17 protein-coding genes and 1 pseudogene are annotated in these 20,599 nt (G+C 71.1%); 14 read left to right on the forward strand and 4 right to left on the reverse strand.

The window, feature by feature from the left end:
* Window positions 1–23 precede the first annotated feature (23 nt).
* A complete protein-coding gene (locus tag ACWDAG_RS27285; RefSeq protein WP_450698198.1) occupies window positions 24–1,460 on the reverse strand; it encodes an outer membrane protein assembly factor BamB family protein in 1,437 nt (478 codons plus the stop codon).
* Window positions 1,461–1,842: 382 nt separating this feature from the next.
* Between ACWDAG_RS27285 and ACWDAG_RS27290 the strand changes: the two genes are divergently transcribed.
* The 3 genes and pseudogenes from ACWDAG_RS27290 (at window position 1,843) to pepN (ending at window position 6,817) form a co-directional block, all read left to right on the forward strand.
* Entirely contained in the window at window positions 1,843–3,690 is a 1,848-nt protein-coding gene (locus ACWDAG_RS27290; protein ID WP_450698199.1) for a phosphatidylglycerol lysyltransferase domain-containing protein, read from the forward strand.
* Between the two features lie 90 nt (window positions 3,691–3,780).
* Window positions 3,781–4,239, forward strand: a pseudogene (locus ACWDAG_RS27295) (dihydrofolate reductase family protein); the annotation flags it as partial.
* A gap of 142 nt (window positions 4,240–4,381) precedes the next feature.
* The gene (pepN, locus tag ACWDAG_RS27300; protein ID WP_450698200.1) at window positions 4,382–6,817 is read left to right on the forward strand and encodes an aminopeptidase N; all 2,436 of its coding nucleotides are present in this window, start codon (window positions 4,382–4,384) and stop codon (window positions 6,815–6,817) included.
* Between the two features lie 95 nt (window positions 6,818–6,912).
* Here the strand turns inward: pepN and ACWDAG_RS27305 are convergent, their stop codons facing one another.
* Window positions 6,913–7,788, reverse strand: a complete 876-nt coding sequence (locus tag ACWDAG_RS27305) for a lysozyme (protein ID WP_450698201.1) — start codon at window positions 7,786–7,788, stop codon at window positions 6,913–6,915.
* Window positions 7,789–7,960: 172 nt separating this feature from the next.
* Between ACWDAG_RS27305 and ACWDAG_RS27310 the strand changes: the two genes are divergently transcribed.
* Together ACWDAG_RS27310 and ACWDAG_RS27315 are read left to right on the forward strand one after the other, a co-directional pair.
* Window positions 7,961–8,860 carry a PfkB family carbohydrate kinase gene (locus ACWDAG_RS27310; RefSeq protein ID WP_450698202.1) on the forward strand — a complete coding sequence of 300 codons (900 nt, stop codon included), beginning with the start codon at window positions 7,961–7,963 and terminating at the stop codon, window positions 8,858–8,860.
* Between the two features lie 263 nt (window positions 8,861–9,123).
* A complete protein-coding gene (locus ACWDAG_RS27315) occupies window positions 9,124–10,392 on the forward strand; it encodes an MFS transporter (RefSeq protein WP_450698203.1) in 1,269 nt (422 codons plus the stop codon).
* Between the two features lie 34 nt (window positions 10,393–10,426).
* Here the strand turns inward: ACWDAG_RS27315 and ACWDAG_RS27320 are convergent, their stop codons facing one another.
* Complete coding sequence (locus ACWDAG_RS27320) at window positions 10,427–11,368, reverse strand: LysR family transcriptional regulator (RefSeq protein WP_450698204.1); 942 nt, start codon at window positions 11,366–11,368, stop codon at window positions 10,427–10,429.
* Window positions 11,369–11,521: 153 nt separating this feature from the next.
* Between ACWDAG_RS27320 and ACWDAG_RS27325 the strand changes: the two genes are divergently transcribed.
* The 9 genes from ACWDAG_RS27325 (at window position 11,522) to ACWDAG_RS27365 (ending at window position 19,941) form a co-directional block, all read left to right on the forward strand.
* Entirely contained in the window at window positions 11,522–12,508 is a 987-nt protein-coding gene (locus ACWDAG_RS27325; protein WP_450698205.1) for a fumarylacetoacetate hydrolase family protein, read from the forward strand.
* Window positions 12,505–13,467, forward strand: a complete 963-nt coding sequence (locus tag ACWDAG_RS27330) for a cyclase family protein (protein WP_450698206.1) — start codon at window positions 12,505–12,507, stop codon at window positions 13,465–13,467. The genes ACWDAG_RS27325 and ACWDAG_RS27330 overlap by 4 nt, the downstream gene beginning before the upstream one ends.
* A gap of 83 nt (window positions 13,468–13,550) precedes the next feature.
* Entirely contained in the window at window positions 13,551–14,687 is a 1,137-nt protein-coding gene (locus ACWDAG_RS27335) for an FAD-dependent oxidoreductase (protein WP_450698207.1), read from the forward strand.
* Between the two features lie 23 nt (window positions 14,688–14,710).
* The gene (locus tag ACWDAG_RS27340) at window positions 14,711–15,700 is read left to right on the forward strand and encodes an amidohydrolase family protein (protein WP_450698234.1); all 990 of its coding nucleotides are present in this window, start codon (window positions 14,711–14,713) and stop codon (window positions 15,698–15,700) included.
* A gap of 13 nt (window positions 15,701–15,713) precedes the next feature.
* Window positions 15,714–16,652 carry a VOC family protein gene (locus ACWDAG_RS27345; RefSeq protein ID WP_450698208.1) on the forward strand — a complete coding sequence of 313 codons (939 nt, stop codon included), beginning with the start codon at window positions 15,714–15,716 and terminating at the stop codon, window positions 16,650–16,652.
* 104 nt (window positions 16,653–16,756) lie between these two features.
* Complete coding sequence (locus ACWDAG_RS27350; RefSeq protein ID WP_450698209.1) at window positions 16,757–17,728, forward strand: fumarylacetoacetate hydrolase family protein; 972 nt, start codon at window positions 16,757–16,759, stop codon at window positions 17,726–17,728.
* On the forward strand, window positions 17,725–18,474 hold the full coding sequence (locus tag ACWDAG_RS27355; RefSeq protein ID WP_450698210.1) for an SDR family NAD(P)-dependent oxidoreductase: 750 nt from the start codon (window positions 17,725–17,727) through the stop codon (window positions 18,472–18,474). Before ACWDAG_RS27350 ends, ACWDAG_RS27355 begins: the two co-directional genes overlap by 4 nt.
* 34 nt (window positions 18,475–18,508) lie before the next feature.
* Complete coding sequence (locus ACWDAG_RS27360; protein ID WP_450698211.1) at window positions 18,509–19,291, forward strand: CoA transferase subunit A; 783 nt, start codon at window positions 18,509–18,511, stop codon at window positions 19,289–19,291.
* Window positions 19,288–19,941, forward strand: coding sequence for a CoA transferase subunit B (locus ACWDAG_RS27365; RefSeq protein WP_450698212.1), 654 nt, complete (start codon window positions 19,288–19,290; stop codon window positions 19,939–19,941). The genes ACWDAG_RS27360 and ACWDAG_RS27365 overlap by 4 nt, the downstream gene beginning before the upstream one ends.
* A 68-nt stretch (window positions 19,942–20,009) precedes the next feature.
* Here ACWDAG_RS27365 and ACWDAG_RS27370 read toward each other — a convergent pair whose 3' ends face one another.
* Window positions 20,010–20,423, reverse strand: coding sequence for a DUF6069 family protein (locus tag ACWDAG_RS27370; RefSeq protein ID WP_450698213.1), 414 nt, complete (start codon window positions 20,421–20,423; stop codon window positions 20,010–20,012).
* Window positions 20,424–20,599: the final 176 nt, after the last annotated feature.

Here is a 20,599-nt window from a genome sequence, read left to right on the forward strand (position 1 = left end):
CGCACCGGCGCCCGGCCGTCGGTCTACGCGCCGGAGAGCGCGCTGACGCCGGCCCGGGTGCCGAGGTAGACATGGTCGCCGGAGAGCACGGGCGAGGCGAAGTTCGGTAGGTCGCCGACCGCCAGGTGCTGTCGGACCCGGCCGGTGCGCGGGTCGAGGGCGTACAGCGTGCCCGCCTCGAAGTCGGTGACCCAGACCGCGCCGCCGCCGATCACGGGCGAGCCCGCCCGCCGCAGCGCCGTCCGCCACCCGGTGGTCATCGTGCCGTCCGCCCGGACCTTCAGCTGCAGCAGCCCGTCGGAGCACGGCACAAAGGCAGTGCTGCCGGTGAAAGCCGCCGCTCCGTACGCCGGGCAGGCGTCGGTCTGCGCAAGCTGCCCGCCGATGCCGCCGAGGTGGTCGGCGGCCAGCAGGTAGGCGGTGCCGCTCTTGCCGACCGTCAGCACGAAGCGGCCGATCCGGACCGGGGTGAGGGAACCCAGGTCGGCATCGACCGCATTGTCCCGCCCCCATCTGGAGGGAGCGAAGTAGTCGGTGCGGTGCAGACCGGCGGAGAGCGCCAGGACGGAGTCCGTTCCGTCGTAACTCCCGCCGGTGGACTCGCCGTTGCCGACGGGCACCAGGAGCCGCCCGCCGTCGACCACTGGTCCGCCCGGTGCCCAGATGCCGCCCATGCGGTGGGTGGGCACGGTGTACGAGGTGACGGGACCCGAGCCGGTCACCTCAACCGAGACCACCGAGCCGCGGTAGGACCCGCAGTCGCCGTACAGCCCGCCGTACCCGATGTACACCCGGCCCGCCAGCAGGGCGAGCGCGGCACGCTGCTGATGCGCCGACCGGTCACCGGCCGGGGGCTCCACCTCGCGGTCCACCTTCTCGCGGCCCGTGGCCAGGTCCAGCCCCACCAGACGGTGGCGCCCGCCGTCGGTCTCGGCGACGGCGAAGACGAGCCCGGTGGAGGCGTCGTACACGGGAGTGCCGGTGATGCCCAGCGGGTCGATGTTTCCGCACCCGAGGCCCGATCGCGGCTGCGGTGTGCCCAGGTGGCGGTGCCACAGGACGCGGCCGGTGTCCGGGGCGAGGACGTAGACGGTGTTGTTCTCGGTGGCGGCGACCACCTTGCCGCGCACCACGAGCGGCTGGCCGTACACCGCGCCGTCGAGCCGGGCCGTCCAGGCCGGCCGGAGCGTGCCGAGCGCCGGAGTGCCAGGGGCGTACCCGCTGCGCAGCCCGTCGCGGTGGTACGTCGTCCAGTCCCCCTGCCCGGCGGGTGCCGCCGACCGGCTCTGCGGGGGCAGCGAACGCGGGGCGGGTACGGGGCTGTCGTCCCCCGTCGAACACCCGGCGGCCGACAGCACGCCGCACAGCACCACCGCCGCGAGCCGCCGCACCATCACTGTCGCCCCTTCCGCCGCCGCAGAGACCGAGAGGTGTCCCCTCTCCTCCACTGTGCCCGGCATGCGCCCGCAGTGCCCCCGCCGGACGGCAGGGCCGGTCATCGTCTGCCCTTTCAGTCCTACAAGATGTAAGGTTCTCTCGCCCTACAAGGCGTAGGGCGCGGCGGACGACAAGCACGCAGGAAGAGACATGCGCAAAGTGCTTCGAGCGCGAGGCGGAGAGCGAGGTGCTTGCCGCCCTGTCGGCCTCGGACCGGGAGTTGCCCGCCGCAGCCGGTCGACGCACCCCCCGCGGGCAACCACCCCCGCCTCGGGCTCCGTGGGCCTCCGGCTGGCTTTCGTTCGGACTACGCGGTAAAAGAGGTCCGGCACGCGACGGCCGTCCCCACGTCCCGTCTCCACCTGCACCGATCCGCACCGCCCACTCCCCAAGGTGACCCCAGTCATGACCGCCCAGCAGCAGTCGGCCCTGATCCCCCGCCGACGCACCGTCCCCGAACAACCGCCCGCCCCCTCCCGGCTGCGGGCACGGGCAGCCGCATTCACCGTCTGGTACCTGCGGCTGATCGCCCTGCTCAACATCGCGGCGGTGGTGTCCGTGCCGTTCCGGCGCGAGGTCGACGAGCACAACACCGGCCGGATCTACGCCTCCCACACCGCCCACCGGTTCCACGCGCACCACGCGGGCGAGTACTTCACGCCGTACCTGGCCACCGCCGGCCTGGTCTCGGCCGCATTCGCGATCTTCCTGTCGCTGGTCATGCGGCGCGGGAAGCGGGCCGCCTGGCTGGTCAACATGGCCCTCGCCGGGCCGCTGTTCATCCTGTACGCCGTCGCGCTCACCCTGAACCCGTTCCGCGCGCACCTCTTCAATTGGGCGTCGGCCCTGCTCACCGGCCTGTTCGTGGCCGCGCTGGTGATCGGGCGACGGGAGTTCAAGGCGATCGGGGACCGGTCCAACCCGAAGCTGGCGCTCGCCTTCGGAGCGGGCGGCATCCTGGTCAGCGGCACGATCGGCACACTGCTGGTCGGCGCGACCAACAAACTGCAGGGCGCCACCTTGTTCGACAAGGTCGCGTACACGCTGCTGCGGGGCATCAGCGTCGGCCCGCTCGCCGACCGCGTGCATGCAGTGCAGGCGCCTCGCTGGGTGGACGTCATCGTCAACATCATGGTCGCGGCGAGCTTCTGCCTGGTCCTGTACGTCTGCTTCCGCTCGCCCCGCGGCCGGGACCTGCTCGGCGCGGAGGACGAGGTGCGGCTGCGCGCGCTGCTGGACCGGCACGGTGAGCGTGACTCTCTCGGATACTTCGTGCTCCGCCGTGACAAGGCGGTCATCTGGTCGCCGACCGGCAAGGCCGCCGTCGCCTACCGCGTGGTCGGCGGCGTCAGCCTCGCCTCCGGCGACCCGATCGGCGACCCGGAGGCGTGGCCCGGCGCCATCGACGCCTGGCTCGCCGAGGCCCGCCGCCACGCCTGGACGCCCGCCGTGATGGGGGCGAGCGAGGAGGCCGGCACGATCTACGCCCGGCACGGCCTGGACGCCCTCGAACTCGGCGACGAGGCCATCGTGGACCTCGCCGACTTCACCCTCGACGGCCGCGCCATGCGTGTCGTGCGCCAGGCGCACAACCGGGTGCGGCGGGCCGGGTACACCGTGCGTATCCGCCGCCACGCCGACATTCCCGACGCCGAGATGGCCACGCTGATCGAACGGGCCGACCGGTGGCGCGACGGAGCGACCGAGCGCGGCTTCTCCATGGCACTCGGCCGGCTCGGCGACCCCGGCGACGGATCCTGCGTGATGCTGGAGTGCCGGGACGCCGAAGGCGAGTTGCGGGCCCTGCTGAGTTTCGTGCCCTGGGGCGAGCACGGGCTGTCGCTGGACCTGATGCGCCGCGACCGTGGCTGCGAGAACGGCCTGATGGAGTTCATGGTCGTCGAACTGCTGCTGCGCGCCCAGGAGTTGGGTGTACGACGGGTATCGCTGAACTTCGCCATGTTCCGCTCAGTCTTCGAGCGCGGCGCACGCCTCGGCGCCGGCCCGGTGCTGCGGCTGTGGCGTTCGATCCTCACCTTCTTCTCCCGCTGGTGGCAGATCGAGTCCCTCTACCGCGCCAACGCCAAGTACCGCCCGGTCTGGGAGCCCCGCTTCCTGCTGTTCGAGAAGAGCGCAGACCTGCCGCGCATCGGCCTGGCCAGCGCCTGCGCGGAGGGTTTCGTCAGCCCGCCACGCCTGCCCCAGCGCCGGAGGAACCAGCCCGACGGCCCCATGAAAGCCTACGCACCGTAGGACGCACTGCCCCCCGGCCCGGACAGGCGCTGCCGAAACCGCCACCCGGCGCACCCCGCGCCGCCACCGAGCTCATGAGTCGGTCCAGTCGCCGCCGGCGGTGACTGGACCGGGTACTGGGGCAAGCAAGGCCTATCGGGTGTTCGCGAGGATGCCGGCCGCGAGCACCGAGGGGTCCGACGTGCGTGACCCATGGGTCACGTGGATGAGGAACCTGCCGGCAACGGTGGTGTCGACCACCCTTGAGGAACCTCTCGACTGGCCGGACGCGACCGTCGTCGGCGGCGACGACGTCGACCTCGTCGCCGGCTCAAGGAGGAGTCCGAGGTGCCGCTGCGCTCGCACGGCAGCCTGTCGATGAACCGGGCGCTGATGGCGGCCGGTCTGGTCGACCGTGTCCAGGTGACGCTCTTCCCCGTGATCACCGGTCGGACCGGGCTGGACCCGATCTTCCAAGGTGCGGCCGACTTCGACCTGGCGCTCATCGAGAGCCGGACACTCGACGGCCGCATCCAGGAACTCGTCCACCGCCCCGCCCTGCACACCTGAGTCCGACTTCTTCCTGTCGTGCGCGTCCCCGCCGCGATGCCAACTGCCAGGCGCCCGGCCCCCGTTCGGCGGTCCGGAAAACCCTGCGCGAGCCGTCGCCGTCCGGCATACGCTGACGCCCGCTGTCTGCAGAGGAGGATGCATGGGGATCCGAAGCCTGACCCGTACCGAAGCCGAGCGCCGGGCCTCGCTGTTGACCGTCGAGCGGTACGACGTGGACGTCGACCTCACGGCGCTGCCCCACGGACCGGAGGTGCGGTGCGTCTCCACCGTGACCTTCACCTGCCACGAGCCGGGCGCCGAGAGCTTCGTGGACTGCGCGGCAGAGGTCGTCCGCGCCACGCTGAACGGCACCGCTCTCACTCCCGGCGGTGACGGCCGGATCCCCCTGCCCGCCCTGGCCGGGCACAACGTGCTGCGGGTGGAGAGCGTCCAGGCCGACACGGCCACGGGCGAGGGCGTGCACAAGGCGACCGATCCCGCCGACGGCGAGGTCTATGTGTGGATGAGTTTCGAACCGGACGAGGCCCGGTTCGTCTGGGCGTGCTTCGACCAGCCCGACCTCAAGGCGCCGCACGCCTTCACCGTCACGGCTCCCACGGCCTGGACCGTCACCAGCAACTCCGGCGGGGCACGCGTCGAGGAGCTGGGCACGGCTCGCCGCTGGACCTTCCCCAGGACCCCGGCCCTGTCCACGTACAACACCGTTGTCAACGCGGGACCCTTCCACGAGGTCCGCCGCGAGGCCGACGGCCACGACCTGGGCCTGTACGCGCGCCGCTCGCTCGCCGACGTCCTCGACCGTGACGCCGAGGAGATCTTCACCCTCACCCGCCAGGGCCTCGCCTTCTACGGCGAGGCCTTCGCGATGCCGTTCCCGCAGCGCAGGTACGACCAGGTGTTCATGCCCGAGTTCGGCGGCGCGATGGAGAACTACGGCTGCGTGACCTGGTCGGACGCGTTCCTGCGCAGGGCCACGCCGACACCGGCCGAGCGGGAGCTGTTCGCCAAGGTGCTGCTGCACGAGATGGCGCACATGTGGTTCGGCAACATCGTCACCATGCGCTGGTGGGACGACCTCTGGCTGAACGAGGCATTCGCCCAGTTCGCCTGCCACTGGGCCGCCGAGCGCGCCACCCGGTACACCGACGCCTGGGCGGGCCACCTGGCGGGCGACAAACTGACGGCCTATCTGGCCGACCAGGGCCCGGTCTCCCACCCGATCCACCAACCCATCCAGGACGTGGCCCAGGCCGCGTCGATCTTCGACAACATCACCTATCCCAAGGGCGCCTCCGTCCTGCAGCAGCTCATGACGTATGTCGGCGAAGAGAGCTTCCGGGCCGGGATGGCCGCCTACTTCGCCCGCCACGCGTGGGGCAACACCACGCTCCAGGACCTGATCGACTCCCTCGGCAAGGCGAGCGGGCGGGACCTGGACGACTGGCGCACCGCCTGGCTGGCGACGGCCGGCACCGACCGTTTCTCGCTGGAGCGCGACGGGGCGGCCGTCACGCTGGTGGCCGCCGGTACCCCACGCCCACAGGTTCTGGCCGTGGGCGCGTACGCCCGGAACGGACAGGCGCTGGAACGCCGGGCCCTGGTGCGCATCGAGGTGACGCAGCCCCGTACTCCGGTCGTCGGCCTGCCTCCCGCGCCGGACGTGTTGCTGATCAACGACGACGACCTGACCTTCGCGACGGTCCGCCCGGACCCCACGACCCGAAACGCGCTCTTCCGTGCGGCCGCGGACCTGCCCACGGCCATCTCCCGGGGTGTGGCCGCCGCCACCGTGTGGGACATGCTGATCACCGGCGAGGCCACGGCCGTGGAAGCCGGGCAGTGCATCACCGCGGTCCTTGCGGCTGAGACGTCGAGTGCCGTGATCGAGCCGTATCTGACACTCGCCGCGAACATCGCCGAGCTGTGGGCGCCGCCCGGCGATCGCGCGGAGCTGACGGCGGCGGTGGCCAGGACCTGTCGGGACCTCGCCGCGGACCCCGGCCGCCGCCAGGTCGCCCTGCGCGGGCTGGCCCGTACCGCCGCAACGGCCGAGGACCTCGCCTGGCTGCGCGAACAGGCGGGCGACGACGTCGACCTGCACTGGCGCGCGCTGGTCCGCTCGGCCGAACTGGGCGGGGAGGTCTCGTCCGAGGCCGTCCTCCTGCTGGAACGCGACCCGGACCCCGACGCCTGGATCCGCGCCCTCACCGTACGGGCCGCCGTGCCCGACGCCGCCGCGAAGGCAGAGGTCTGGCAGAAGCTCGTCGTCGACCGCGCCGTCCCCGTCTCCTCGGTCGGCCAGGTGGCGGCGGCCTTCTGGCGTCCCGGCCAGGACGCCCTCCTCACTCCCTACACGCAGCACTACCTGGAGGCGATCCCCCAACTGCACCAGGGTGGAATGATCCCGGCGATGGTGTTCACGGGCCACCTGTTCCCACCGCACGCCATCGACTCCGGCTACATCGAAACCGCCCAGCAGATCGCCGAAGAGGCAGCCCCGGTGGTCCGCAACACACTCCTCGAACGCTCGGACACGGTCCGCCGCATGCTGCACTCGCGAACCCGCAGGCCCTGACCGTTCCTGCGGGACGCCCGAACGCGCGGGCCCGGCCGTATCTCACTGCGGCCTCGCCTGCGCCGAAGGTCAGCCCCTGCCGGCACAGGAGACGGTCAGTCGTCGGCCCGTCGACCGGCCGCGAACTCCCGCAGCTTGTCCGAGGAAGCGTTGAACTTGTCGTGGTCGCCGACGATCGGCCCGGACGAGGTGTACTGCCACATCAGGTACCTGGACCAGCCCGCCGGAAGTTCACCCACCGTCGAGGCGTACCGGGCGACCCACAGGGGGTTGGTGGAGCCGAAGCCCTTGTAGCCGCCCGTGCAGTTGTTCCACCAGTTCGTGGCCGTGTAGATGACGGCGTTGCGACCGGTGCGGGCCTTGTAGCGGTTCAGGAAGGCATGGATCCAGGCCACCATGCCGCTCTTGGACTTGCCGTAACAGGCGTCGCCGTAGGGGTTCCACTCGATGTCGAGGGCACCGGGCAGCGTCCGGCCGTCAGGGGACCAGCGCCCGCCGTGGTCGATGAAATAGTCGGCCTGCGCGGCGCCGCTGCTGGAATCCGGCGCGGCGAAGTGGTAGGCCCCGCGGACCATGCCGACGCGATAGGCACCGTCGTACTGCTGAGCGAAGGAGGGGTTCTGGTAGGACGTCCCCTCTGTGGCCTTCGTGTAGGACCACCGGGCGCCGCTGCTCCACAAGGCGGACCAGGCGACATCGCCCTGGTAGCTGGAGACGTCGACGCCCTCGGTCTGGCCGACCTGTTGGGGCGGGGGATCGGGATCGGGGTCGGCGTGCGCACCCATTCCCTCGTACTTTCCGACGCCCATTCCCATATAGGCGCCGCCGCGTACCGGTTCGGGCCAGGGGCCGACCGCGGAGTACGCGGGCGGCATTGCGGGCAGGGTGAGGAGGAGGCCGGTCAGGGCAGCGATGAGACGCCAGCGCGAGCGGCCGTGCTGAGGACGGAAGCAGCTTGGCACGCAACCCATCTGACCCCGGGGCGCGCCGCACCGCACGTCATGTACCGCCCAATGACGGCATCCCGGCGCGGGAGTACTCCAATGGGCGTGCCTCGTGGTTGCGCTTGCGGCGCTGTCGTCCTTGCCGTTTCCATCGGTTCCTACGCTGACCGCAGACCCGCGCAGGAGGAGGTGCTGGTGAGTGGAGCCGGCGACGAGGGGACGTCCCGAAGGGCTGTTCGTCGGCTTGTGCACGCTGGACGTCATCCAGCTCGTGGACCATGCCCCGGCTTCGAACGAGAAGCTGACGGCTCGTGAGCAGGTCGTCGCGGCAGGCGGTCCGGCGGCGAACGCGGCCGCGGCCTTCAGCCACCTGGGTGGCACGGCCAGGCTGCTCACCGCGATCGGCTCCCATCCGCTGGGGCTCGGGATCACGGAAGACCTCGGCCGCCTGGGCGTGACCGTGTCGGACCTGGCGGCGGAGTCGGTCGAGCCACCGGCCGTGTCTTCCATTCTGGTGACCGCGTCCAGCGGGGAACGTGCCGTTGCCTCGACCAATGCGAAAGGCCACCGGCTCCGCCCGCCCGACGATCTCGACGTGTTGGTGGCCGCCTGTGACATCGCGGAGTTCGACGGCCATCACATGGAACTGGCCGTGGCCGCTGCCCGGCTCGCGCGCGCCGCCGGCCGTCCGACCGTCTTCGACGGGGGCAGTTGGAAGAACGGTACGCAGAATCTGCTGCCCTTCATCGATGTGGCGGTCTGCTCGGCCGACTTCCGCCCGCCCGGCGCGCGCACGCCGAGGGACACGCTGCGGTTCCTGCGGGAGCACGGGGTCGGCTGGTCGGCGGTCAGCCGAGGAGGACGGCCCATCCTGTGGGCCGGCCCGCACAGCGGTGGGACGGTGGACGTGCCCGCGGTCCGTGTGGCGGACACACTGGGGGCGGGTGACGTTCTGCACGGGGCGCTCGCGCATCACCTCGCCGTTCAGGGCCCCCTCCTGACATCGGAGGGCTTCGTTCAAGCCCTGCGGGGCGCGGCCGCGGTGGCCTCGCGCGCGTGTGCGTCGTTCGGCACACGCGCCTGGATGCAAGGAGGTTGAGGCACCACAGCCGCGCGCGGACTCTACCCACTTGTGGTTGAAACTTCAAACGCAGATCGGCTCATTCATCGCATGGATGTACCGGATACGGGATTCGGATAGCGCCAAGGATGGCGGACGGGCACCGGACGCGCCCATAGTCGTCGCTACCCGCACGCGGCTGTCCGGACCGGTCGCCGTCGTGCGGCCGTCCCCTGCATGCCGTGCGCCGATGGCGCCCCTGACAGGCATGCCCGCTTCCGTACACCCTGCCTGGAGTCGCCATGCCCGGTTCCGTCCCGCCGCCGTCCGCCACCGCGGTCGACGACGCCCCTTCGTCGCCCGTAGCCGTCTCGGGTCCGGCCCATCTGCTGCGCGTGGGCGTGCTGATGGCGGGGAGTTGTCTGCCGATCCTCGGGGCGGTGCTCATCGCGCCGGTGCTGCCGAAGATGCAGGACCACTTCGGATCGGTTCCGGGTGCGAAGGCGCTGGTGCCTCTCGCCCTGACCGTCCCGGCGCTGGCGCTGGCTCTGCTGGCCCCGTTCGCCGGCGTGATCGTGGACCGGCTCGGCCGCAGGCGTCTGCTGATCGTGGCGACGCTGTTGTACGCGCTGTTCGGCACCGCCCCGCTCTGGCTGGACTCGCTCGGCGCCATCATCGCCAGCCGCGCGCTCGTCGGGGTCACCGAGGCCGCGATCATGACGTGCTGCACCACTCTGATCGGCGACTACTACTCGGGGCAGCGGCGGGTGAGGTACCTCGCCCTGCAGACCATGTGCGCCTCTGCCTCGGCCACCGTGTTCTTCGTGCTCGGCGGCGCCGCCGGATCGGCGGGCTGGCGCGTGCCCTTCTGGGTGTATGCGGTGAGCCTGGCGCTCGCCCCGCTGATGGTGACCGCCCTGCCCGACCCGGCTGCACGCCCGGGTGCCGTGGAGGCACCGGCCGCGGTCAAGGCCCGACGGCCGTTCCCCTGGCGGGAGTTGAGGGGTGTCTGCGCCCTGACCTTCTTCGGTGCGATGGTCTTCTACACCGTGCCGGTGGAGATGTCGTACCTGCTCGACGGCCTCGGGACGAAGGACTCCGGTGTGATCGGGCTGGCCACGGCGATCGCCAGCGCCGCGACCGTGGGCGGGGCGATCGCCTTCGCCCGTCTCGAACGCTCCCCGGACGCGATGCTGCCGGCCGTTCTCGGCGTCTGCGCGGTCGGCTTCGGGGTGATGTTCCTCGCGGGCAACGCGCCGCTGCTGGTCGCCGGGGCGGTGATCAACTGTGTGGGCACGGGCATGCTGCTGCCCGCCCTGCTCACCAGTGCCATGTCCCGGCTGGCCTACGAGGACCGCGGCCGCGGCACTGGCCTGTGGACGGCGGCCTTCTTCGCCGGTGAGTTCGTCTGCCCCTTGGTGCTGCTCGCAGTGGAGTCGGCGGTCGGCAGCCTCGCAGGCGCCGTGGGCGTGCTGGGACTGGCTGCCGCTCTCGTCGCCGCGGGACTGCTGGCGGCCAGCCGCCGCGCGCCCGTAGACGGCTCCCGGCCACTGCCCGAGCAACTGGCCTGAGCTCGCACGCCGCCGGCCCCCACAGACGCATCGCTCAGGGGCCGACGCCGGGTACGGCCGTCCCGTGGCCGTTGCCCGTCAGCGTCGCACCCACCTCTGCCGCCTTCTGCCGGAGCCAGATGTGGGCCGCGTCCTGGGCGTGGACCGGGTGCCACCACATCGCCTCCCGCACCGGTACGGCTTCGAAGGGGCAGGGCAGGACGCGTACCGCGGCGGAGCGGACCGCTCTTCGGGCCAGGCGTTCCTGGATCATCGCGACCCTGCGGGTGCCCTCGACCATGTGGGGCAGCAGCTGGAAGGCCTGCACGGACACCTCCACCCGGGGGCTGATGCCGATCATGCTGAGCTGGCGGGCCGCGGGGGCGTCGTAGGGCCGCTGGTAGACGGCCCAGGGCAGGCGTGCCAGATGGTCGAGGGTGAGGGCGTCGCCGATCTCGGGGTTGTCGTCGGCGACCAGGCACAGCCATCGGTCCTGGTGGAGGTCGACAGCCGGCAGGCCGTCGATGACGCCGTGCGGGATCAGCAGGCCGTCGACCGTGCTCAGCAAGGTGGCGGGGTTCTCCACGACGGACGGCGGTGTGTGCTGGAAGGTGAGCCGGATGCCGGGCGCCTCGTCGTGCAGGGCGCGGGCGAGCGCGGCGCCGAACACGGCCGTGCCGTAGTCGGAGGCGAACAGCGTGAACTCCCGGGCCTCCGCCGCCGGGTCGAAGTCGGCCTGGCTGGAGAAGACGCGTTCCAGCAGGTCACAGGCGGTCACACTGCGGTCTCGCAGGGCGACACCGAGCGGTGTCAGCTCGTAGGAGTTCCCCGTGCGGGCCAGCAATTCGTCCCCGAAATGACGGCGCAGCCTGGCCAGCGCCGCGCTCATCGCGGGCTGGCTCAGTCCGATGCGCTCGCCGGCCCGGGTGACGTTGCGCTCCTCCAGCAGCGCACGCAGGGCGACGACCAGATTGAGGTCGAGACGGGACAGGTTCACCGGTTACCACCTTGGAGCGAGCTGCCGGGCTGAGGGCGAGGGCGGCCATCCTAAGAGCCATCCATGCCGTGGATGTGTTGGATCCACAGGATTGATTTCCCTGATTGGTTGATCGGGGTCACAGTAGTCCGCAACCCAGCAGGAGGAAATCTGATGGCAACGCTCGTGCAACCTGCCGGCCCGTTCGCGCTCGGCACGTTCTCGGCCCAGGACGCCCAAGACCCCTTCCCCGGCCTCCTGGCCGAGGGCCGCGTACTCGACCTGAGCAAGGCCCTGGACTGGGCGCCGCGCGAGGTGCGTGCCGTGGTCGAACGGTGGGAGCAGGCCCTCCCCCAGCTGCACGCCCTGGCGGGCGACACCGCCCTCGACTGGCGGCCGCTGGAGGGCCTGCGGGTGCACGCCCCGCTGGAGCCCCGCCAGATCTTCCAGTCCGGCGCGAACTACCGGCAGCACGTGATCGACCTGGAGGCCGCCCACCGCTCCCCCGACGACCCGCGCACGGTCGAGGAGGCGCGTGCGGAGATCGCCGCGGTCATGGACCGCCGGGCCGCCGAGGACCTGCCTTACGTGTTCATCGGCCTGCCCAGCACCGTCGCGGGACCGTACGACGACGTCGTACTGCCCGAATGGGCCGAACAGCCGGACTGGGAGCTGGAGTTGGCGGCCGTCATCGGCAAGCCCGCCTACCGGGTGTCGGTGGAGGAGGCTCTCGAACACGTCGCCGGGTACACGATCGCCAACGACCTCACCGACCGTGCCACCGTCTTCCGCCGGGACATGAAGGCCATCGGCACGGACTGGCTGCGCTGCAAGAACGCCCCCGGCTTCACCCCGCTCGGACCGTGGCTCGTGCCGGCCGGGTCGATCGCGGATCCGCAGGATCTTCGGGTCACGCTGAAGCTGAACGGCGACACCATGCAGGACGAGTCCACCAAGGACATGCTCTTCGGGGTCGCGCGACTGGTGTCGTACATCTCCCAGACCTCTCGGCTTCTGCCCGGCGACCTGGTGTTGACCGGCAGCCCGGCCGGCAACGGCATGCACTGGGGCCGGCTGCTGCGCGACGGCGACGTCATGGAGGGCATGATCACCGGTCTGGGCGTCCAGCGCAACCGATGTGTGGCGGAGAAGGCATCATGACTCTTGACCCTCACGACCCGGAAGGCGCGATCGCCGAGGCCGCCAAGGCCTGCTCCAACTGGGGGCGCTGGGGCGAGGACGACGTACTCGGCACGCTCAACTTCCTCGACGAGGCCAAGCGGCGCGAAGGTGCCGCGCTCGTGCGCCGGGGGGTCAGCTTCTCACTGTCGCAGTCCTTCGACATGAACGGCCCGCAGAAGGGCTGGCGCCGGCGGACGAACCCTGTGCACACGATGCTCGACACCGGCACCGACGCCGCCCTCGGCAACCAGGGCTTCCCGCACGGCATCGGCGGTGCCGACGACGTGATCGCCATGCCGTTGCAGTGCTCCACCCAGTGGGACGGGCTCGGCCACATCTTCGACCATGGTTTCGCCTGGAACGGACGGCGAGCGGACAAGGTCGTCACCTCCGAGGGCGACCTCGTCACCGGGATCGAGCACATGGCGCCGTATGTCGCCGGGCGCGGGGTCCTCCTCGACGTGGGCCAAGTGGTCGGCGTGGACGGCGAGTTGCCCGACGGGTTCGCCATCACCGAGGAGCATCTGACCGCGGCCGCCGCGGCGCACGGGGTGGCCGTCGGGCGCGGCGACATCGTCCTCGTACGGACCGGGCGCCTCGCCCGCGCCCGCCGAGAGGGCTGGGGCGACTATGCGGGCGGGCCCGCGCCGGGCCTGTCGTTCACCACCGCAGGCTGGCTGCACGGCACGGAGATCGCCGCGATCGCCACCGACACCTGGGGCTTCGAGGTGCGGCCCAACGAATTCGAGAACGCCTTCCAGCCGCTGCACCAGGTCGCCATCCCCAACATCGGACTGCTGATCGGCGAGATGTGGGACCTCGACGCGCTCGCCGCGGACTGCGCCCACGACGGCGTGTACGAGTTCTGGCTCACCGCCGCGCCGCTGCCCATCACCGGTGCGGTCGGCTCGCCGGTCAACCCCATCGCCGTCAAGTAACGCTCACCGCCGCGCCCTGACGGGGCGTGTTGCATCCCCCGCCGCCCGAAGCCGTGCGGCCCCGACCGGGAGGTATCCCCTCAATGACCGATCCCGACGCCCGTTCCGTACTCGTAGTCGGCGGGGGCGCCTCCGGCAACGCCGTCACGATCCTCCTGCGCCGTGCGGGCATCACGGTGGACCTGATCGAGGCCAGTCCCGACTGGCACGCCGCCACCGGTTCCGGCATCACCCTCCAGGGCAACGCCCTCAGGGTGCTGCGCCGGCTTGGAGTGTGGGAGCAGGTGAGCGCCTCCGGGTTCGCCTTCGGCTCGGTGGGAATGACCGCCCCCGACGGCACCGTGCTGTTCGTCGCCGAGGACATCCAGACCGGCGGCCCGGACCTGCCCGCCACCGTCGGCATGCAGCGCCCCCGGCTCCAGCAGATCCTGAGCGACGCGGTCCGCGCGTCCGGCGCCACCGTGCGCCTGGGCGTCACAGCCGAGTCCCTGGAGCAGGACACCGACGGTGTCTCGGTACGTTTCAGCAACGGCACCGAGGGCCGATACGACCTGGTCGTCGCCGCCGACGGTCTCAACTCGGCGACCCGCGCCGCGATCGGCATCACCGACAAGCCCGCGCCGACCGGCATGGCCATCTGGCGCATCGCCGCCCCGCGTCCCGAGGGTCTGGAGCGTACCGACCTCACCTACGGTGGACCGGCCCACATCGCCGGATACTGCCCCACCAGCGAGAGCACCCTCTACGCCTACGTCGTCGAGGGGTGCCGGGACCGTGCGTCGATCCCCCAGCAGTCGTACGCCGACGAGATGCGCGCCCTCGCACAGGGCTACGGCGGCTTCTGGCCCGAGATCGTGAAGCACATCGACGATCCGGCCAAGGTCAACTACACCTGGTTCGACCGCCACTTGGTCGAGGGCCCCTGGCACCGAGGCCGGGTCGTGCTGGTCGGGGACGCCGCCCACTGCTGCCCGCCCACCCTCGCCCAGGGCGCGGCGATGTCCCTGGAGGACGCCTCGGTCCTCGCCGAGCTGCTGACCACCGGACGGGACTGGGACGAACAGCTGCTCTCCGACTACCGGGCCCGGCGGCTGCCCCGGGTGCGCATGGTCGTCGACGCCTCCGTCCAGCTCGGCCAGTGGGTGCTCGACGGGGTGCACGACGCCGACGTGCCCGGGCTGATCGGGCGCACCATGAACGCGCTGAAGGAGCTCCCGTGACCGATCCCTCCGACCTCTCGTCGATGCCGACGATCGACGTCCACGCCCACCTCCTGCTCCCGGAGGTCGAGGAGGCCGTCGCCGGACATCCCGGACTTGCCGAGGCACGCGAGCTCGACGCCCGCCGCAACGGGCCGACGGCCCTGGCCGTGAGCGGTCCGATGGTGGGCGCCCGTCTGCCGAAGCTGACGGACGTCGACGTGCGGCTGGCGGCGATGGACGCGCAGGGTGTGGACGTCCAGCTGGTCAGCCCGTCCCCGTCGCACTACCACTACTGGGCCGAGCCTCAACTGGCCCGGCAGGTCTGCCGGTTGGCCAACGAGGGCACCGCCGCGCACTGCGCGAAGGCCCCCGACCGGCTGCACGGCCTCGGCCTGGTCCCCCTCCAACACCCCGGTCCGGCTGTGGAGTTGCTCGACCATGCGCTGGACCAGGGACTGAAGGGCGTGGAGATCTCCTCGCACGCGCCCGGCCGTGAGCTGTCAGATCCCGCCTACGAACCCTTGTGGTCCCGGGCGGAGGAGAGCGGTGCGCTGGTCTTCCTGCACCCGTTCGGCTGCACCCTCGACGAGCGCCTGGACCAGTGGTACCTCTCCAACACCGTCGGTCAGCCCACCGAGAACGCGGTCGCCCTCTCCCACCTGATCTTCTCCGGCGTCCTGGACCGCCATCCGGGACTCAAGCTGATCGCGGCGCACGGCGGCGGCTATCTGCCCACCCACATCGGCCGCTCCGACCATGCCTGGCGGGCCCGCCCCGACGCGCAGGGCTGCTCACGGGAGCCGAGCAGCTATCTGCGGCAGCTGTACTTCGACTCCCTCGTCCACGACCCCCACGTCCTGCGGGAGTTGCTGCGGGCCGCCGGGCCGGAGCGGATCCTGCTCGGCTCCGACTTCCCCTTCGACATGGGCACCGACGACCCGCTGGGCGCACTGCGCGCCGCGGACCTGCCCGACCACGATTTCCACGCGGTGCGGGGCGGCAATGCCGCCGCCCTGCTCGACCTCGGCTGAGAAGGAACCCCCCATGAGCAACCGCCCGCTCACCCACCTGCGACACGTCGACCTGGCCGTGCCCGACTACGACAAACAGCTCGACTTCTACTCCGGCGTCTGGGGCCTGACCAAGGTCGCCGAGGACTCCGGCATCTCCTTCCTGGCCGCCGAGGGCAGCCCCGAGCAGTACGTCATCCGGCTGCGCAAGGCCGACGAGAAGCGCCTCGACCTGGTGTCCTACGGGGCGGCGAGCACGGCCGACGTGGACACTTTCGCCGAGCAACTCCTCGCCGACGGCGTCCAGTTGATCTCGCAACCGGGCAAGGTGGACACCCCCGGCGGCGGCTACGGCTTCCGCTTCTTCGACGTCGACGGCCGCACCATCGAGGTCTCCGCCGACGTCGAGGTACGCCAGCACCGCAGGATCGAGGAGAAGGAGTCCATCCCGGTCAAGCTGTCGCACGTCGTCCTCAACTCCCCCGACCTGAACCGCACTCGGGAGTGGTACGAGCGCCACATGGGCTTCCGTCTCTCCGACACGCTCAGCTCGCCGCACATGGGCGAGGTCATGCACTTCATGCGGATCTCCAACCAGCACCACTCGATGGCCATCGCGCAGGGCCCGCACACCGCTCTGCACCACGTCTCCTTCGAGATGCGCGGCCTGGACGAGTACATGCGCGGCTCCGGACGCGTGATGCGGGCCGGGATCCGCAAGATCTGGGGCCCCGGCCGCCACATGGCCGGCGACAACACCTTCACCTACTTCCTCGACCCGCACGGCAACACCGTCGAGTACACGACGGAGCTGGAGGTCCTGGACGAGGACACCTGGCACCCGCACGTCTACGACTTCTCCCAGCCCGAGGTCACCGACCAGTGGGGCACCGCGAACCCCATGAACGAACTCATCGCCAAGGAGTCCTTCAACGACGTGGACCGCGGCGTCTTCGTCGCCCCGCCGGTCTGACCGGCACTCCCCGAGTCACCGGGGGCGCGGCAGCCCAGTCATGCCCTGGCTCCCCGCCGCGCCCCCGGCCTTCGCGCCCGCCCCCCTCCGACAGGACACCGCCCATGCGTTTCGCCACGTACGAGTACCGCAACAGACGCCAAGTGGCCGTCGTCGAAGAGGACGGCACGCTCCACCCCCTGCCCGGCGTCACCTCACTGACCGGACTGCTCGCCGAGGGCGGCGGTCTGCCCGAACTCCTCGAAGCGGGCTCCGTGCTGACCGACGTGCCGGCCGGCCCGCATGTCTCGGACGTACGGCTGCTGGCGCCGCTCCAGCCGCCCACGATGCGGGACTTCGTCACCTTCGAGGAGCACGTCGAGGGGGTACGGCGATCCGTGGACGGAAGCGCGGGTGTGCCCGAGCAGTGGTATGCGGCCCCCACCTTCTACTTCACCAACCCGTACGCCGTGTACGGGCCGGGCGACGACATCCCCGTGCCGCCGGGTTCGAGCGTGCTGGACTTCGAGCTCGAGGTGGCCGCCGTGATCGGCAAGGAGGGCCGCGACCTCACGCCCGAGCAGGCCCGTGAACACATCGTCGGCTACACCGTGCTCAACGACTGGTCCGCCCGCGACCTCCAGTCCGCCGAGATGCGGGTGGGGCTCGGCCCGTGCAAGGGCAAGGACACCGCCACCACCCTGGGCCCGTACCTGGTCACCGCCGACGAGCTGGACCAGTACCGCGACGAGGACGGATTCCTGCGGCTCGCGCTCACCGCCGAGGTGAACGGCGAGGTGGTCGGCAAGGACCTGCTGTCCAACATGAGCTGGACGTTCGAGGAGATGGTCGCCTACGCCTCGCGCGGGACCTGGGTGCGCCCCGGTGACGTCCTGGGCTCGGGCACCTGCGGCAACGGCGGCTGCCTCGCCGAGCTGTGGGGCGTACGGGGCAGGCAGGACCCGGCGCCGCTCAAGCCCGGCGACACGGTCACGCTCACCGTCGAGGGCATCGGCAGTGTCTCCAACACCGTGGTGAGCGGCTCCGATCCACGACCCGTCCCCGCCGGCCGGCGCCGCTCACGGGAGCGGCCGTGAGCGGCCTCCATCCGAAGCGGCTGCTCGGCAAGGTCGTCGTGGTGACGGGCGCGGCCGGCGGCCAGGGCGCCGCGGAGGCCGAGGCACTCACCCGCGAGGGCGCGCGAGTGATCGCCACCGATGTCATGGAGGGGCCCGGCTGCCGCCGCCTCGACGTCACCAGCGAGCAGGACTGGGCCCGACTCGCCGCCGAACTGCGGGAGTCGTACGGGCAGGTGCACGGTCTGGTCAACAACGCGGGCGTCACCTGGCGCGCCCGCATCGACGACGTACGCCCCGAGGACATGGCCCGTGTCCACGCCGTCAATGTCACCGGGCCGCTCCTGGGCATCCAGCACCTGGTGCCGCTGATGCGCGCGGGGGCGTCGATCGTGAACGTCGGTTCGTCGGCGGCGCTCACCGCCCACTACCCAGTGGCGTACACGACCAGCAAGTGGGCGCTGCGCGGCCTGTCCAAGACCGCCGCCATGGAACTGGGGCCCCGCGGTATCCGCGTGAACAGCATCCACCCCGGCTTCATCGAGACGGACATGACCGCCTCCGCGGCTCCGGCCTTCCGGGAGGCGAACCTCCGCCTGACCCCGCTCGGCCGCAACGGCACGGTGGACGACATCGCCCCGCTCGTCACCTTCCTCCTCTCGGACGACTCCGCGTTCATCACCGGAGCCGAGATCCCGGTCGACGGCGGCCTCACCTCCCACGGCGGCGCGATGCCGATCTCGGACGCCCTGCGCCCCGACGCATGAACCAGCACACGCACGGCAGAAAGGCTCCCCAGCCATGGACAAGGTCTGCGCGAGCGCCGTGGAGGCGGTCGCCGACATCCCCGACGGTGCGTCGCTGGCCGTCGGCGGCTTCGGCCTCAGCGGCATTCCCGACGTGCTCATCCAGGCTCTCCACGCCCAGGGCGCCACGGGCCTGCGGGTCGTGTCGAACAACTGCGGCGTGGACGGACGGGGACTGGGCGTCCTGCTGGCGGACGGCCGGATCGCCCGCGTGACGGGGTCCTACGTCGGCGAGAACAAGGAGTTCGCCCGTCAGTACCTGTCGGGCGAACTGGAGGTGGAGCTGGTCCCGCAGGGCACGCTGGCCGAGCGGCTGCGCGCCGGAGGCGCGGGCATCCCCGCCTTCTACACGCCTGCCGGGGTGGGCACTCAGGTCGCCAAGGGCGGCCTGCCCTGGCGCTACGCATCCGACGGCACGGTGGCCGTGGCCTCCCCGCCCAAGGAGACCCGGGACTTCGCCGGCCGGACGTATGTCCTGGAACACGCCATCACCACCGACTTCGCACTCGTACGGGCCTGGCGCGGAGACACCCACGGAAACCTGGTCTTCCGCAAGGCGGCCGCCAACTTCAACCCGCTCGCGGCGATGGCCGGCCGCATCACGATCGCCGAAGTCGAACAGCTCGTGGAACCGGGCGAGTTGAGCCCGGACGAGGTGCATCTGCCGGGCATCTTCGTGCAGCGGGTGGTGGAGCTGACGGCCGCCCAGGCCGCCGCCAAGGAGATCGAACACCTTCTGATTTCCGCGTCTTCGACACGAGGGACCGTACGCGCATGAGCACCGCCACCCCGACCCGACCGGGCTGGACCCGCGACCAGATGGCCGCCCGCGCCGCCGCCGAACTCAGCCACGGCTCCTACGTCAACCTCGGCATCGGCCTGCCCACCCGCATCCCCGGCCACCTCCCGCCCGGCGTACACGTCGTGCTGCACTCCGAGAACGGCATCCTCGGCACCGGCCCGTATCCGTACGAGGACGAGGTCGACCCGGATCTGATCAACGCGGGCAAGGAGACCGTCACCGTCCTACCCGGCGCGTCCTTCTTCGACTCCGCGCTCTCCTTCGGCATGATCCGCGGCGGTCACATCGACACGGCCGTCCTCGGCGCCATGCAGGTCTCCGCCGGCGGCGACCTGGCCAACTGGATGATCCCCGGCACCATGGTCAAGGGCATGGGCGGCGCCATGGACCTCGTCCACGGCGCCCGCCGCGTCATCGTCCTGATGGACCACACCGCCAAGGACGGCACCCCGAAGCTGCTCAAGAAGTGCACCCTGCCACTGACAGGAGAGCGCTGTGTGCACCGCGTCATCACCGACCTCGGCGTCCTCGACATCACGCCCGACGGTCTGGCTCTGGTGGAGTGCGCGCCGGGTGTGAGCGTGGACGACATCGCGGCTCGAACGGACGCGCCGGTGAAGACCTGAGCCACGCGTCCGTGCGCTGCGGGCAGGGACTGTGAGTCCCTGCCCGCGCCACGTTTTCCGGCGCGTTCCTACGACAGGGGCATGACCTTGCGGTAGGCGAACACCGCGGCCGTCGCAACCACGACATGCATCAGCAGCAGCGCCCCGACGCCGGTCGCGCCGCCGGCGCCGAAGAGCAGGAAGTCGGGAACGAAGGACACGACGACGAGCGTCGGCACCAGCCACCGCACCAGCGCCCGGGGATCCTTCGACACCCTGCGCACAACGGCCCAGCCGACCGCGCCGGCCACGACGCCGACCACCGTCAGGAATATGTACGAGGACGCCTTCAGCGGCTTGAAGTCGTCGGGCGCGCCCGCGGCCGAAGCGAGGAGCGCAAGGAGCGCGTCCGCCGCGGAGGCCACGACGATCGCGGCCAGCACACCTCCTGCCACTACGAGCGGACCACGGCGGACGACGACTTCGTCAGAGGCAACAGACATGGCAACTCCGGGGAGGGGACGGCGGAGGGGCTCCGCGAGAAGTGTTTGAAGAATCAAACGATAGTCTGTACGAATGTGTTTGAGGATTCAAGCTCAAGCGGCTATGGAGTCCACTGTCCGGCCTCGCCCCAGGCAGCCGACCGTTCCCGCGCCACATCGCACAGACGTCCGTGGCA

Source organism: Streptomyces sp. NPDC001157 (assembly GCF_053598255.1).